This window comes from Riemerella columbina (assembly GCF_030517065.1).
In the GTDB taxonomy this organism is placed as follows: domain Bacteria; phylum Bacteroidota; class Bacteroidia; order Flavobacteriales; family Weeksellaceae; genus Riemerella; species Riemerella columbina_A.
Genome location: NZ_CP103950.1, coordinates 288,925 through 303,759, shown reverse-complemented (window position 1 = coordinate 303,759; position 14,835 = coordinate 288,925). Strand labels below are relative to the sequence as shown.

Here is a 14,835-nt window from a genome sequence, read left to right as displayed (position 1 = left end):
GGTTGATATTTTCATCACCACAGAAAAACACAGCCTTAGTCTGCGGTGGTGAGCTGATATTCTTTTTCTATCGGATTATTTTTTCTTTTGAGTTCCTGCCGAATTTGGTCAGCCAAAGCTCTATAATCTTGCTCCTGATAGGCGGTACCATCGAATTTGTAGAGCTTCCATTGGTTGAGTTTATAATTCGCCAGAGGGTTTTCATAATAACTTTGGATGATGCGATGCCAATGGTCTTCATTGAGTCTATCCAATTGCCCATCCATCACCGCTTGAGGCTCTACCCATCGGATTTCAGGCTGTTGCTCTATGGAGATGAGCTGATATTTAAAATAGCCCTCTTGGTCGGCAATAGCGAGAATCAGCCCTGGTAAGCCTCTAAACACATACGGCCCCGAGTGAATCGGAATTCCATCAGAAAACCACGCTTCCCAATGTCTGCCTCCATAATCCACAGTTGCCCTTTGACACTGATAGCTTAAAATTTCTTTTTTCTCTTGATGAATTTGCCACTGGAGGTCTATGGTTTTCGGAAATTCATAAATAAAGCCATCAAGTGCTTTGTAAAATAGAGATTTTTGCGGTTCGGCGGTATTTTTGACAATGTCGGCATAGCGTGGCGTTATATATTGTTTCTGCTTTGGATTTTGGCGGTTCAGCGAGTCTATGGTCACATATTTCTGATTCAAAAACTCCGATTCTTGCCCTTGCTGTAGCAATGCCATATACTCCCGAATGCCCTCGTGCTGTGGGTTATACTTCATATCAAAGGCATACACCATTTTATAATTTTGCCCAAAGCCATACGCCGCCGCAAAAAGAAAACCCCAAATGATGATTTTTAGTGCTGGTTTCATAGTCTATTATCATGCTGAAATCATTCCGCCCAACCTTGAAATCGCCATCAAGCCGCCTTACGCTTCCTCATCGTTATCGTAATATTGAAATAAGAAATCATTGTACGGAAATCTGGAAATGTGGATATCGTGCACGGTATCATAGATGAGTTTTTTCATCTCTGGAAAATTCTCCTTGGTAAGCGCCGATATAAACACTGTAGGGTGTTTGGATTTAGCCATCCATGTTTTTTTCCATTCTTCCAGCGAGATATTTTTCTTGGTGCTTGGGGTCAGGTCGTCTTCATCTTTTTTCTCGTAGGTAAAGTCATCGATTTTGTTAAAAATCATAATCGTTGGCTTTTGGTTCGCCTCTATTTCCTGCAAAATCTGATTAACCGAGGCGATGTGGTCTTCAAAACTTTCGTGCGAAATATCCACCACATGAATGAGCAAATCCGCCTCTCTTACCTCATCCAGCGTAGATTTAAAGCTCTCCACCAACTGTGTAGGCAGCTTGCGAATGAATCCCACCGTATCTGTCAACAAAAATGGCAAATTGCCAATAACCACCTTTCGCACCGTGGTATCCAGCGTAGCGAAGAGTTTATTTTCGGCAAAAACCTCGGATTTAGAAATGGCGTTCATCAGCGTAGATTTACCCACATTGGTATAGCCCACCAACGCTGCTCGCACCATTTTGCCACGGTTGTTGCGCTGGGTTGCCATCTGTTTATCTATGGTTTTCAGCTTGTCTTTAAGCAATGAAATTCTATCGCGGATGATTCTTCGGTCGGTTTCAATCTCGGTTTCCCCTGGACCTCTCATCCCGATTCCCCCACGCTGGCGCTCTAAGTGCGTCCACATCCTTGTGAGGCGTGGCAGTAGGTATTCATATTGAGCCAACTCCACCTGCGTTCTGGCATAGGAAGTCTGCGCCCGCTGTGCAAAGATGTCCAAAATAAGGTTGGTACGGTCTAAAATTTTGATCTCCATCTCTCGCTCCAAATTTTTCAACTGTGAGGGCGAAAGTTCATCATCAAAGATCAGGGTACCGATTTCGTGTTCTTTTACGAAATCCCTAATTTCCTCCATCTTACCCTTGCCCACAAAAGTTCTGGAATCTGGCTGGGAGAGCTTCTGCGTGAAGCGCTTCTCCACGGTAGCCCCTGCGGTATAAGCCAAGAACTCCAACTCATCTAAATATTCGGTGAGTTTGTCCTCATCTTGGTCTTTGGTGATTAAGCCCACCAAAACGGCTTTTTCATATAAATGTTCTTTTTTTTCTAACATAAATGCTTTTTTAAAGTGCTGAGATATACAAATTAAAGACCATTTCCGCAACAAGAGCGGTAGTGACTCAACTCGTTGTTCTCGGTTTTAGATTTAACTCATCACCCCACTGCCTATCAGTTCATCACCGATATACCAAGCGGCAAATTGTCCTTCGGCTACAGCAGACTGTGGGTGTTGAAATTCAAGATACAACCCATCTTCGTATTGGTGGATGGTGGCTTTTTCTAAGGCTTGGCGGTAGCGAATTCTCGCCATAACCTCCATCGTTTCGCCGTGGTTGAGTTTTAAATCTTCTCGTACCCAATGGATATCCGCAGGTTGTATCTTAACCACCTTTTGGAAGAGCCCTGGGAACTGTCTGCCCTCACCAACGAAAATCAGGTTCTCCTCCACATCTCTACTGATGATAAAGCAACTCTCTTTATGCCCACCAATGCCCAAGCCTTTGCTCTGCCCAATGGTAAAAAACTGAGCGCCTTGGTGCTTGCCAATCACTTTGCCATCGGTTTTTTGATATTTGATTTTTCGGGATAGATATTGCAATTCCTCGTGTTTGTTGTTGAATGCTGGTAGGGGTTGGTGGTAAGCCTCAAAATCTTTGAATATCTCCACAATATCGCCTTCTTTGAGTTTTAATTGTTGCTGTAAAAACTGTGGCAAGCTGACTTTACCAATGAAACAAAGCCCCTGTGAATCTTTCTTATCTGCCGTAACCAAACCGATAGACTTTGCGATCTCTCGGACTTCGGGTTTGGTGAGCTCCCCTATTGGGAATAAGGATTTAGACAACTGCTCTTGGCTCAGCTGACAGAGGAAATAGCTTTGGTCTTTGTGGTGGTCCTTCCCTGCCAAGAGATGATATTGCGGCGCGCCCTCTTCGGTAGTGGTGGTCTGCAATCTGGCATAATGCCCCGTTGCCACCTTATCTGCACCGAGAGAAAGGGCTGTTTTCATAAAAACATCAAACTTGACCTCGCGGTTGCAGAGTACATCTGGATTGGGTGTGCGCCCCTTTTCGTACTCGCTGAACATATAATCTACAATGCGTTCTTTGTACAGCTCGCTCATATCAATCACTTGAAAGGGAATGCCTAACTTCTGCGCGACCAACAAGGCATCATTACTGTCTTCTACCCACGGGCACTCATCTTCCAAAGTTACGGAAGCATCATTCCAATTCCTCATAAATAGGGCGATGACCTCGTGCCCCTGCTGCTGTAGAAGGTAAGCCGCCACGCTGCTATCCACGCCTCCTGATAATCCAACCACTACTTTCATAATCTTTATTTAAAGGCACTACGGTGCCAAATGATAGGCAAATTTACAACTTTTATTTGGGGTTCAAATAATTTTTATATTTTGGCGCCATTGATTAAATCTTAAAAAAACAATAACTTATCTATGAAAAAATTAACATTTTTATTAGGTTTAGCCTCTACCCTTTGTTTTGGGCAAGAGGACAAAGTAGCCGCCCACACTTATAATGCAGAAATCGGTTTTGTGGGGGCTTGGGTCAATACAGAAATAGGCTTATCAGACCAATGGGCTGTACGCGCCGAAATAGGAACGCTGCCTAAATGGTATGCTGGTGTGGGTACAGGTTGGTTTTTAGACGCCTCCTTAGAGCCAAGATACTACTATAACATTAAACGCAGAGCTGAGCAAGGCAAAAATACTACGGCTAATGCTGCCAACTTTCTCACTGTGGGCATATCCTATAGACCCGAAAAGTCCTTTGGTGGTCAATATACAGACTACCAAAGCATTTCTATAGTACCTAAATGGGGCATTAGACGAAATTTAGGCGATCATTTTCATTACGAAGTAGGTGCAGGTTTTGGTTTCCGCCACCAGTTTAATGACCTTAATTATGGAGAAATAGACCTCCACTTAAGAATTGGTTATCATTTTTAACCCGCCATCCCTCGCCTTGATTAGGTGAGGGATTTTTTATAACACCTCAAAAGACTTCTGATGATTGTACTTTCAGCGAAAAAGGCAAAATGTTTTCTATTCAATTTGAAGTGAAAATTAAATCATCATAAAAACACCCTATTGGGTTTTCAAATAATTTTTATATATTTACAACCAGTTCCATTATCTTTAATAGATAGAACTATCACTTAATTTATTAACCCTAAAAAATCTAATTATTATGGCAATTGACAATTTAATTTCCGTAGAGTTTTCAGCCCAAGAACTGCAAACCATTGATGAAGCGATTAACACTATTTTTAATGTTATAAGACCTAAAGCGATTAACCTAAGCCCTGATGAACGGCGACAATATGGGCGTATAGCTGATAAAAACAAGGTCTTGGTAGACAAATGCAAGTTCTATATGGAGCAAGAACCCAGCACTGTGCCACCTACCATAGACAAGGCAGAGTTTGATATGGATTATTCAGCCAGAACACAGTTAGAATCACCGCTAAAGAAGCTCAACAGAGTTATTGAGATGATGACCGATACTAAGACCCTTTTAGATTATGATAATTACACGGCATCCATTTCTTACTATCGGTATATCAAGTTTTTGGCTTCTCAAAACGAAGCGGGTACTACCAGCATATACAAAGACCTGAGTAGTTACTACCAGTCCCGAGGTGCCACCAATAGCACCTCCGAGGCGCCAGAAGAAACGCTAAAGGACTAAACCTTAATTCAATAAGGTTTCAAGAAACAACCCACAATTGAATTTTATAACCCCATAGATTTCTAAAGAAAGCCTATGGGGCTTTTTTTACTCCCTATAGTCATTAAATCAATACCTAATAGGATGTAATTTTGAGCCTGCAACCATTAAATCAATACCTAATGGGGTGTAATTTTGAGCCTGCAACCATTAAATCAATACCTAATGGGGTGTAATTTTGAGCCTGCAACCATTAAATCAATACCTAATGGGGTGTAATTTTGAGCCTGCAACCATTAAATCAATACCTAATGGGGTGTAATTTTGAGCCTGCAACCATTAAATCAATACCTAATGGGGTGTAATTTTGAGCCTGCAACCATTAAATCAATACCTAATGGGGTGTAATTTTGAGCCTGCAACCATTAAATCAATACCTAATGGGGGTAATTTTGAGCCTATCACTTCTTCAATTGAAAGAATAAAGCCTCAAAAAACAGCGTACAGAACAATAGAGAACTGCTATGAGGATTAAAATAAATATAGTACATTTGTATTCCTTTAAAATGAGATATAATGATAAGAAAAATAGGAATACTAACTGCCCTTTTAAGTTTTGCTTGGGGCTTTTCTCAACTTGAAGAACCTCAGCCAATGCCCTCTCGGTGGGTGTTTGGTGGTTATGCTGGTTTTGGTGGTGGCTCTGGGGGCACTTCTATCTACCTCTCGCCGAGGTTGGGCTATCGGGCGGCACAAGATTTAGAACTGGGTGTGGCTGGGGATTATACTTACCGCGATGGTAGGCATTATAACTCCTCTATGCTCGGCATTGGCCCCTATGCGACTTATTATGTGGGGCAGAATTTCTTCTTGCACTCTATGCTGCAACAGTATTTTATCCGCATCAAAGCTTATGAAAACATCAATGCGCAAGAGACAGCGCTCTATTTGGGTGGCGGCTATCGCTATCGGTTAGGGGCTAATGCCTCTATGCAATTCGGGTTCTCTTATAATGTGCTCTACCAACCGAATAAGAGTCATTTTGGCAGCGGCTTTGTGCCTTATACTGGGGTGGTGTTTGGGTTGTAGGGGCTTCATTCGTATTTTTTGACTTGGGGAGTATGATGGATTGAAAAACCGATACTCCCAACTGACTTTTACACCAGTTCGGTGATTTTCTGGAGGCTTTTCTATTTAGATTAGTTTTAAATAATTATATTTGCAGTCTGATAAAGACCCAATACACAATGGCATTAGAAGCAAAACATAATGAAAAACTATGCTGTTTTCCGCAAGGGCAGCTCGGCGAAATTATAGGCTATGATGATGATGCCTTAGAGATGCCCACCAAAATTATAGAAATGGGATTGTTGCCCAATACTGCATTCCGCATTCTTTACCAAGCCCCTTTCCGTGGACCTTTGTATATAGAATTTGGCGAAGAAAAAAGTAGAATAGCCCTGCGCGAAGAAGAAGCCGAATTCATCCTCGTGAAGCCTTTATCCTCATCAACACCCCCTATAAACGGTAATACGCTATGATGCCCAACACTCAAACGCCTAAACAAATTCTGCTGGTGGGGAACCCTAATGTGGGGAAGTCCACCCTTTTTAACATCCTCTGCAATAGAACTCAAAAAACGGGGAACTATGCTGGCGTTACCGTTGCCAGCCTAAAAGGGGAATACCGCTATAAAAACGAAACCGTAGAAGTTACCGACCTTCCTGGGGCTTATAGCCTCTACCCTTCCTCCGAAGACGAGGCGGTGTTTAGCCAATACTTGATAGAAGAGCGCGCCCACTATACTGGGGTGGTGTACATTTTAGAAGCCATCAGCATTAAGCGTGGGCTACTGTTGTTGCAACAAATTATGGACTTGGGCATCCCTGTTATTCTGGTGGTTAATCAAATAGACCAAGCCGAAAAGCGTGGATTGAGCATAGACCTCGCTCAGTTAGAGCAACATTTGGGCGTGCCTGTCTTCGCAACGAATGCCAAAGCCAACATTGGCGTGGAGTCCCTAAGAGAAGCCATCTACAACAATGATTTTAAAACCCAGACCACACCCTTTTTTGAAATCCCAACCGCTCAGGCGGGTTTGGTTGAAAAGTTAAGCGCACAGCTCAACGAACCTCATCATTATAAAATCTGGACGCTCCTCTCCTCCGATATTCACTCTGGAGAAATTAAATCCATCCGTGATGAGTTAGCCAAGAAAGACCAAAATTGCGCCGTGCCCAAGCGGCTACAAGTCCAAGAAACCATCAGGCGCTATCAAAGCATAGACCGCATCATCGGAGATGTGATTACCAAAAAAGCCTTATTAAAAGAACGCCTAACCGAAAAGTTAGACCAAATTTTAGTGCATCGTTTTTGGGGGTACATCATCTTCGGATTTTTGTTGCTTTTAATTTTCCAAAGCGTATTCTTCTTAGCGGAATACCCTATGAACTGGATAGAAAGCGGTTTTAGTTGGCTCTCCGAAATGGCGGCAACCCACCTCCCAGAAGGACCGCTGAATAGTTTGGTTTCTAATGGCATTATCCCCGGCGTGGGCGGCATTATTGTCTTTGCGCCGCAGATTGGTATTTTGCTTTATTTTCTTTATTTATTAGAAGATTCTGGCTATATGGCGCGGGTGGTTTTCCTGATGGATAGGCTCCTCCGACCGTTTGGGCTCAATGGTAAAAGTATCGTGCCGCTGGTTTCTGGTACAGCGTGTGCCATCCCTGCCATTATGTCTACCCGAAATATTGAAAACATCAAGGAGCGGCTGATAACCATTCTGGTAACCCCTTTTATGACTTGCTCGGCACGACTGCCCATTTATAGCATCATCATCACTTTGGTCATTCCAGACCGTTATGCTTTTGGGATTGGCTATAGAGCTTTAGCCCTGATGGCGATGTATCTTTTGGGCTTTGCAATGGCTTTGGTCTCATCTTGGGTCTTAAAGAAGATCATCAAAACAAAAGAAAAATCTTTCCTCGTGATGGATTTGCCTACTTATAAAATGCCACTTTTCGGCTATGATTTTAAGTTGGTGTTGGGCAAAGTTTGGGAGTTCATCACAGGCGCTGGGCGCGTTATTTTTGCAGTGAGCATCATCTTATGGGCACTAAGTTATTTCGGTCCTAAGCAAAACAGTTCCGAGTGGATCAGCGCTGATGTGCCCCTAAAAAGCTCTTACCTCGCTAAAATTGGGAGAAGTATGGAGCCCGCCATTGCACCTTTAGGCTATGATTGGAAAATGGGCGTGGGCATCTTAACCAGCTTTGCCGCCCGAGAGGTTTTTGTGGGCACGATGTCCACGCTCTATAGTTTAGATGATGATGCACCAGAGGGGAAAATCATCTATAAAATGCAGCACGACACCAAACCTAATGGCGAAAAGGTGTTTAACCTTGCCACAGGGCTTTCCATCTTGATTTATTATGCCTTCGCGATGCAGTGTATCTCCACCATTGCGGTGGTTTACCGAGAAACCAAAAGTTTAAAATGGACGATGATCCAGCTGGTGGGAATGTCTGGATTGGCATATGTGGCAGCACTTATCGTTTATCAATTATTTAAGTAAAAAGGTCATGGATAGTAGTATTCAGTATATTTTAGTCACTTTGATTGTTGGCTTTGCGTGTTATTCTATTTTTAAAATTTTTAAGAAAAACTTTTCGCCTAAAAAGTTCAACAGCAAAAGAACCCACTGCGATAAAGACTGTGGATGTTCTTAAAAATCAAAGCAATAAAAAATGGGAGCCTCAAAAACTCCCACGCTATTTTTTTCTTTACAAAACTTCTATCTGATTGCGCAATAAATCTTCAAATTCATCGCGTTTTCTGATCAATTGGGCTTTGCCCTCTATCCATAAGACTTCTGCAGGTTTTAGGCGAGAGTTAAAATTAGAGCTCATCTCAAAGCCATAAGCCCCTGCATTTCTAAACACCAAAATATCGCCTTCCCTCACCTCGTTGAGTTTTCTATCCCACGCGAAGGTATCCGTTTCGCAGATATTCCCCACCACGGTGTAAATGCGCTCGGGTCCATTAGGGTTAGAGAGGTTTTCTATCTTGTGGTAAGAATCATAAAACATCGGGCGAATGAGATGGTTAAAGCCCGAATTAACCCCCACGAATACAGTAGCTGTGGTTTGTTTAATCACATTAGACTTCACTAAAAAATGCCCGCACTGCCCCACCAAAAATTTACCAGGTTCAAACCAAAGTTCTAAGGCTTTGCCGTGCGCTCGGTTGTACTCGGCTAAGGCGTGTTCTACCTTGGTGCCTAAGTTGGCAACATCGGTTTCCATATCGGTTTCTTGATACGGAATTTTGAAGCCGCTGCCCATATCAATGTATTTTAATTGAGGAAAATGCTCTGCCAACTCCAACATAATTTCTAAGCCTTGGAGAAAAACCTCAGGGTCTTTAATCTCGCTACCCGTGTGCATATGCAGCCCTTCTATATTCAGACCTGTGGTTTTAGCCACACGCTCAATATGGCGCAGCTGATGGATAGAAATCCCAAATTTGGAATCAATATGTCCTGTAGAAATTTTATAGTTGCCGCCAGCAAAAATATGCGGATTGATGCGCACAAAAATAGGATACGACCCACCAAATTTATTCCCAAATTGCTCCAAAATGGAGATATTATCAATATTGATATGCACGCCTAAATCCACTGCCTCTTCCACCTCTGCAATGTCCACAGAGTTGGGCGTGAAGAGGATTCTATCATTGGAAAAACCAGCACGAAGCCCTAATTTAACCTCGTTAATGGACACACAATCTAACGACGCTCCCAACTGTTCAATATATTTTAAAATATTGATGTTGGTCAGGGCTTTTGCAGCGTAAAAAAATCGGGTTTTCTCGGAAAAAGAAGAAGTAAGTTTTTCGTATTGCGCCTTAATAGAAGCGGCATCATACACATATACTGGTGTCCCAAATTCTTGGGCGATATTCAACAAATTTTGTGAATTCATAATAAAAAAATAAATTTTTAAGCGATAAAAATAGGAAAAAGAAATCCGAAGTCTACTTCCACTTGTTCCATTTGGTATCTATATCTTTCGGTGCGAAGAGCATCATCATTGTTTTGAGTTCTGCAATATTCACCGCAGCGTTATTCCCTTGGCTAAAAATATTGAAAATCTCGTCTTTTTTGGTGTCTATAAAGAGATTGAACGGATAATTCATCTGGAAGCTGTTCTCGTAATACTTCAGTTTCAGCAAAGCCTCTGCAATGCTGCGTTTGGCTTTGGGGCTATTCGTGTTGTATAAATTATCCAACCCGTTTCTGTGGTAAGTATAATAAACCTGCCGAAGTGTGTTGTTTTCGGTTTTAAGCAAATTGTCAATGAGAGCGCCACGCGTGCGGTTGCCCTCTATGAGCGACCAGCCTTTATAGTTCTGATTTTGAGAGTTTTGAGAAATCCGTTGGGCTTTTTCAAACCACGGCTGTCCCCCTTTATTTTGAAATGAATCGGCATCATAACCCAAAATCATATAAGTGTAAAAACTAATGACATCTATGAGGTTTTTGCCCGAAAATTGTCTTTCATTGAAGACTAAATTTTCATTTTCGGTGTATTCAAAGCTAAAATTGGTATCGTTGATATTAAGGAGCGGGCTTTCGTATTGGGTATTGAAAACAGGGCGTACCGCCTGCACCACCAAACTGCCTCTAAACGCATTATTTCCTGTTTTTTCAGAAATAATAATCGCAAAGTTACATTTGATTTTTTCAAAGTTTTTAAGCTTTTTGCCTGTCCAACTGGTATTATTGATAAAATCTCTAAGGTTTTTTTCTAAGGTTTTATAAACCTGCGTGTTACTCCCGCCAATCTGAGCATAGTTGACTTGCACATTGGCTTGAAGCTCTTGCCCAAAGCCCATAGAAGCATAAAACACCACGAGAATTAAAAGCCATTTTTTCATTATCTAAACTCTATTTATCATTTATAATACCAACGCTTATTTCTTTATAATATTTTAATTATTGAGATGGTGTTGCTCGTTATGTTGCAGAATAACCTCGGTTTGCGGGTATTTTGCTTTAATAAATTCTGCCGTTTTTATTGCCGCGTAAACCGAGCGGTGCTGCCCTCCTGTACAACCGAACGCCACTTGTAGGTTTTCAAAACCTCTATCCAAATAATCCTCTATGCTGATAGAAATGAGCGGATGTACCAAACTCAAAAACTGAGGCATCTGGGTTTTCTCTTCCAAATATTGCTGTACGGGAGCATCGGCGCCTGTTTGGGCTTTATATTCCTCCTGTCTTCCAGGGTTTAAGATGCCTCGGCAATCAAAGACAAAGCCACCGCCATTCTCTGTTTCATCTTTGGGAATACCGCCTTTTTTATACGAAAAACTATAAACTCTTATGGTCAATTGAGGTTGTTTCATCATTTTTTTAATTTTAAACGCTTTCTTCTTCGCCCTTCATTTTCTCTGCATTTTCTGCCATAATGAGGGCATCTAACATCTCCTGAATATCACCATTCATAAAGTTATCCAGATTATAAATAGACTTGTTGATTCTATGGTCTGTTACGCGCCCTTGCGGATAGTTGTAGGTTCTAATCTTTGCCGAGCGGTCCCCTGTGGACACCATTGTTTTACGCTGTGCCGCAATGTCGCCTTGCACTTTTTGAAGCTCTATATCGTAGAGTTTGGTTCTGAGCATTTCCATCGCTAACTCTCTGTTGGCCAGCTGCGAGCGCGCCTGTTGGCAGACCACCACAATACCTGTCGGTTTGTGGGTCAGTTGCACTTTGGTTTCCACTTTGTTCACATTCTGCCCACCAGCACCGCCTGACCGCGAGGTTTGCATTTCTATATCTGCAGGGTTGATTTCCACATCCACCTCTTCGGCTTCTGGCAAGACCGCTACCGTGATGGCAGAAGTATGCACACGCCCCTGAGACTCTGTTTCTGGAACACGCTGCACACGGTGCACGCCAGATTCAAATTTCATAATACCATAAACACCATCACCTTCCACCCTCATGATGAGCTCTTTATATCCTTTTGAAGCTTCATTAGCATCGGTAATTTCGTGTTTCCAGCCTTTGGTTTTAAAGTACATACTGTACATCCGATAGACATCTTCCACGAAAATTGCCGACTCATCTCCACCCGTTCCAGCGCGTAATTCTACCATTACATTTTTATCATCGGCAGGATCTTTAGGGATGAGTAGATACTTTAAATCCTCTTCTATCTGCGGAATTTTGTCTAAGGCTTCTTGCTTCTCTATTTTGGCTAAATCTACCAAATCTTTATCCGAACCATCGGCGATGATTTCATCAGCCTCCGAAATCACATTGAGCGTGGCGGTATAATCATCAAACACCTTCACGATTTTCCCTAAATCACTATATTCTTTATTGAGAGAAGAATAGCGCTTTTGGTCAGAGATCACATCGGGTTGTATAATCAGGTCTGCTACTTCGTTGTAGCGTTGTTTTATGGCTTCTAATTTAGGTATTAAACTTTTTGACATGTTTCTTGTACTCTAATAAAAAAGCAAAGATAAGGATTTTTTTTGAGGTTATCGTGTTGCCGCTATGAAGTAAAAACACGCCCTCCATCACTTATCTTTGCTTTAATTTTTAGCCTATGCTTTGCGAAACTGCCCAGCTTTATCACCTCAATCTACGAAGGTTGCGTGCTGGTAATTTTAGCATCATAGAGCTGAAGAAACATCTTAGAAATCCGCATCAGCACGGCTTGGATGTCTCTACTTTGGAGATAAACATTAGTCTGCAAAATCCCTTGTTTGGTGCTAGGTTTATTTTTGTTGATGGCCTGTATTTGCTCCTCTAACCTCTGATTGATAAAGGCTCTCACATCATTTCGCAGTTGTCTAATATCTTCTAAACTTTCGCTTTCAGGTTGCTCCAAAGACACCAGAATATGGTTAAAAAACTGATTCATCTTTTGGTCTAAAACCTCCAAATCTGTGATGAAATGAGGGTCGGTAATCTGATGTAGATTTTTGATATAAAACAAAGCTTCGTTGCTGAGCGACTTGGTAGACTGTGCCAAATCTTGGATAAAATCACTACTCAGCAAAAGCACCTCGGAGGTGTTAGGATCGCCAGAAGTGAGATTTTTAATGTATTTGATGCTTTTTGTTCTCACCTTATAGCCGTGTTCCTCTAACTCCAAAACCGCTTGGTGGGCTTTTTGCAATTTAGGAACATCACCCTCGCGGAGCCCATTCATCACATCGTTATAACTTTGGGCAATTTCAGAAATAACAGACCCTACCAAAGAGCGGTATTTTTCTATTAAATTTAAATCCTTCTGGTCAAGGACGCTCAGTCGGTCTGTCGCTGTTTTATTTTTCTTTTCTTTTTTATTAAATGAAACTTGGGAAACGATGATGAAAGTGAATACCAGCCCCACCAATATATAGGTGCCGACCTCTCCACCTTGATACAAAATAAAGGCAAAAAGCGCCGAAACGGTAAAAGCGATAAGCGCCGTAATAAACCAGCCTCCAATCACCGAAAGCACCCCTGCCACACGGTACACCGCCGACTCTCGCCCCCAAGCCTTGTCCGCCAAGGAAGACCCCATAGCCACCATAAAAGAAACATAAGTGGTAGAGAGTGGCAACTTGAGCGAGGTTGCCCACGCAATTAGAATAGATGCCACCACCAGATTGGTTGCAGCACGCACCAAATCAAACGCTGGCGGTTCCTGCACCACGGTAGCCTCTTGGAGTTTACTTTTTTCAAAACTATTATTGTACCGCTTAACCACCGAGGTCGGGATAATCACGCCCAAAATACGGCTCAGCACCAAGGAAGAATTGACAATATTCCGAGAAATCGCATTGGGTTTAAAACGCTCATCGCCTTCATCTTGTCGCCCTAAATTCACTTCCGTTTCGGTTACTTTTTTAGCTTTGGCACTGAGCCAAATGGTCAATCCCATAATAATCCCTGCGATAATCAGCATATAGTTGGGCACCACCACATCACTACTCGCCAGATAATTTTGGTAAAACTCGTGGGCGGGAACACCTGAAGCTTGCCAGTTTTTAAACGCCAAGAATCCTGTAATCGGCACCCCGATGAAGTTCACCAAGTCATTCCCCGCAAATGCCATCGCTAAAGAGAATGTCCCTGCCAACACGACCACTTTGAGCGGATTGACTTTGAACGATTTTTGCAACAAAAATAAAATAGCGGTAGCCACCAGAAAGATAATACCTAAAATCAGCACCGTATTATCATTGATAAAAGCCCTACTCTCTTTGCTGATGATTGTGGTTCCTTTTAAACCTTTGATGAGTAAGAAGTAAACAATCGAAGTGATGCCCACCCCAGAATAGAGCGCGCCATATCTTGCTAATTTGTTTTGGTACTGAAAGGTGAACAATAATCGGCATAAATACTGAATGACCACTCCCGCTGTAAAGGCAATCAAAATGGATAAAAAGATCCCTGAAACGATATTGGAGGTACTCTCAAAATTGATGTATTTGCCCACCTCGCTGAGTTTTTCGTCTTTGGCCATAGAGAATAAAATCCCACTGACCAACGAGGCACCCAGCAATTCAAACACAATAGAAACCGTGGTGGAAGTCGGTAGCCCCAAGCTGTTAAAAACATCCAACAAAATAATATCGGTCAGCATAACCGCCAAGAAGACAATCAGAATGATATCAAAAGTAAAATATTGCGGATAGAAAATGCCTTTTCTTGCGATTTCCATAATACCGCTGGAAAAGACGGAACCCAGCAAAATCCCCACAATAGCCGTGATGATAATAACTTTGTACGGTGCCGCCTTAGAGCCTATTGCGGAGTTGAGGAAGTTCACGGCATCATTACTCACACCGACTACTAAATCTGAAATTGCTAAAACAAATAGCAAAACCACTACAATAACAAAATATTCCATTTTTCTTTTTATTTTTTATTGAAGCAATTCTAAGACTTTTTTTAGAAATGATTACTATTGTTAAGAAAACTTAATATAAAAAATCATTCCTCCGAAAAATCGGAGGAATGATTGTAGTAAAATACTTGACTCGTTAAAGCCAAT

General features: G+C 41.9%; 13 protein-coding genes. 5 read left to right on the top strand and 8 right to left on the bottom strand.

Annotated features, from left to right (window positions below):
* Positions 1–35: 35 nt before the first annotated feature.
* The 3 genes from NYR17_RS01355 to mnmA form a co-directional block, all read right to left on the bottom strand.
* Positions 36–857, bottom strand: coding sequence for a GLPGLI family protein (locus NYR17_RS01355; protein WP_302505905.1), 822 nt, complete (start codon positions 855–857; stop codon positions 36–38).
* A 57-nt stretch (positions 858–914) separates the two neighbouring features.
* Complete coding sequence (gene hflX, locus NYR17_RS01350) at positions 915–2,129, bottom strand: GTPase HflX (RefSeq protein WP_302505904.1); 1,215 nt, start codon at positions 2,127–2,129, stop codon at positions 915–917.
* Positions 2,130–2,222: 93 nt separating this feature from the next.
* The gene (gene mnmA, locus NYR17_RS01345; protein ID WP_302505903.1) at positions 2,223–3,410 is read right to left on the bottom strand and encodes a tRNA 2-thiouridine(34) synthase MnmA; all 1,188 of its coding nucleotides are present in this window, start codon (positions 3,408–3,410) and stop codon (positions 2,223–2,225) included.
* 123 nt (positions 3,411–3,533) lie between these two features.
* On the opposite strand from mnmA, the gene NYR17_RS01340 reads away from it, so the two are divergent.
* The 5 genes from NYR17_RS01340 (at position 3,534) to feoB (ending at position 8,344) form a co-directional block, all read left to right on the top strand.
* Positions 3,534–4,046, top strand: coding sequence for a hypothetical protein (locus NYR17_RS01340; protein ID WP_302505902.1), 513 nt, complete (start codon positions 3,534–3,536; stop codon positions 4,044–4,046).
* A 241-nt stretch (positions 4,047–4,287) separates the two neighbouring features.
* Positions 4,288–4,788, top strand: a complete 501-nt coding sequence (locus NYR17_RS01335) for a hypothetical protein (RefSeq protein WP_302505901.1) — start codon at positions 4,288–4,290, stop codon at positions 4,786–4,788.
* Between the two features lie 555 nt (positions 4,789–5,343).
* The gene (locus NYR17_RS01330) at positions 5,344–5,856 is read left to right on the top strand and encodes a hypothetical protein (RefSeq protein WP_302505900.1); all 513 of its coding nucleotides are present in this window, start codon (positions 5,344–5,346) and stop codon (positions 5,854–5,856) included.
* Positions 5,857–6,014: 158 nt separating this feature from the next.
* Positions 6,015–6,308, top strand: coding sequence for a FeoA family protein (locus tag NYR17_RS01325; RefSeq protein WP_302505899.1), 294 nt, complete (start codon positions 6,015–6,017; stop codon positions 6,306–6,308).
* A complete protein-coding gene (gene feoB, locus NYR17_RS01320; protein ID WP_302505898.1) occupies positions 6,305–8,344 on the top strand; it encodes a ferrous iron transport protein B in 2,040 nt (679 codons plus the stop codon). Before NYR17_RS01325 ends, feoB begins: the two co-directional genes overlap by 4 nt.
* A gap of 208 nt (positions 8,345–8,552) precedes the next feature.
* Here feoB and lysA read toward each other — a convergent pair whose 3' ends face one another.
* From lysA to NYR17_RS01295, 5 genes are all read right to left on the bottom strand, one after another.
* On the bottom strand, positions 8,553–9,752 hold the full coding sequence (gene lysA, locus NYR17_RS01315; RefSeq protein WP_302505897.1) for a diaminopimelate decarboxylase: 1,200 nt from the start codon (positions 9,750–9,752) through the stop codon (positions 8,553–8,555).
* A 52-nt stretch (positions 9,753–9,804) separates the two neighbouring features.
* Positions 9,805–10,707, bottom strand: coding sequence for a DUF4835 family protein (locus NYR17_RS01310; protein WP_302505896.1), 903 nt, complete (start codon positions 10,705–10,707; stop codon positions 9,805–9,807).
* A gap of 54 nt (positions 10,708–10,761) precedes the next feature.
* Positions 10,762–11,178 carry a RapZ C-terminal domain-containing protein gene (locus NYR17_RS01305; protein ID WP_302506961.1) on the bottom strand — a complete coding sequence of 139 codons (417 nt, stop codon included), beginning with the start codon at positions 11,176–11,178 and terminating at the stop codon, positions 10,762–10,764.
* A 13-nt stretch (positions 11,179–11,191) separates the two neighbouring features.
* A complete protein-coding gene (gene prfA, locus NYR17_RS01300; RefSeq protein ID WP_302505895.1) occupies positions 11,192–12,277 on the bottom strand; it encodes a peptide chain release factor 1 in 1,086 nt (361 codons plus the stop codon).
* A 152-nt stretch (positions 12,278–12,429) separates the two neighbouring features.
* Positions 12,430–14,691 (bottom strand): inorganic phosphate transporter, encoded by a 2,262-nt coding sequence (locus NYR17_RS01295; RefSeq protein WP_302505894.1) that lies wholly within the window; start codon positions 14,689–14,691, stop codon positions 12,430–12,432.
* Positions 14,692–14,835: the final 144 nt, after the last annotated feature.

Coding starts and splice junctions, on each gene's coding strand:
- NYR17_RS01305 (WP_302506961.1), bottom strand. CDS start 11,178: ATGAAACAACCTCAATTGACCATAAGAGTTTATAGTTTTTCGTATAAA.
- hflX (WP_302505904.1), bottom strand. CDS start 2,129: ATGTTAGAAAAAAAAGAACATTTATATGAAAAAGCCGTTTTGGTGGGC.
- feoB (WP_302505898.1), top strand. CDS start 6,305: ATGATGCCCAACACTCAAACGCCTAAACAAATTCTGCTGGTGGGGAAC.
- lysA (WP_302505897.1), bottom strand. CDS start 9,752: ATGAATTCACAAAATTTGTTGAATATCGCCCAAGAATTTGGGACACCA.
- NYR17_RS01335 (WP_302505901.1), top strand. CDS start 4,288: ATGGCAATTGACAATTTAATTTCCGTAGAGTTTTCAGCCCAAGAACTG.
- NYR17_RS01310 (WP_302505896.1), bottom strand. CDS start 10,707: ATGAAAAAATGGCTTTTAATTCTCGTGGTGTTTTATGCTTCTATGGGC.
- NYR17_RS01325 (WP_302505899.1), top strand. CDS start 6,015: ATGGCATTAGAAGCAAAACATAATGAAAAACTATGCTGTTTTCCGCAA.
- NYR17_RS01340 (WP_302505902.1), top strand. CDS start 3,534: ATGAAAAAATTAACATTTTTATTAGGTTTAGCCTCTACCCTTTGTTTT.
- prfA (WP_302505895.1), bottom strand. CDS start 12,277: ATGTCAAAAAGTTTAATACCTAAATTAGAAGCCATAAAACAACGCTAC.
- mnmA (WP_302505903.1), bottom strand. CDS start 3,410: ATGAAAGTAGTGGTTGGATTATCAGGAGGCGTGGATAGCAGCGTGGCG.
- NYR17_RS01330 (WP_302505900.1), top strand. CDS start 5,344: ATGATAAGAAAAATAGGAATACTAACTGCCCTTTTAAGTTTTGCTTGG.
- NYR17_RS01295 (WP_302505894.1), bottom strand. CDS start 14,691: ATGGAATATTTTGTTATTGTAGTGGTTTTGCTATTTGTTTTAGCAATT.
- NYR17_RS01355 (WP_302505905.1), bottom strand. CDS start 857: ATGAAACCAGCACTAAAAATCATCATTTGGGGTTTTCTTTTTGCGGCG.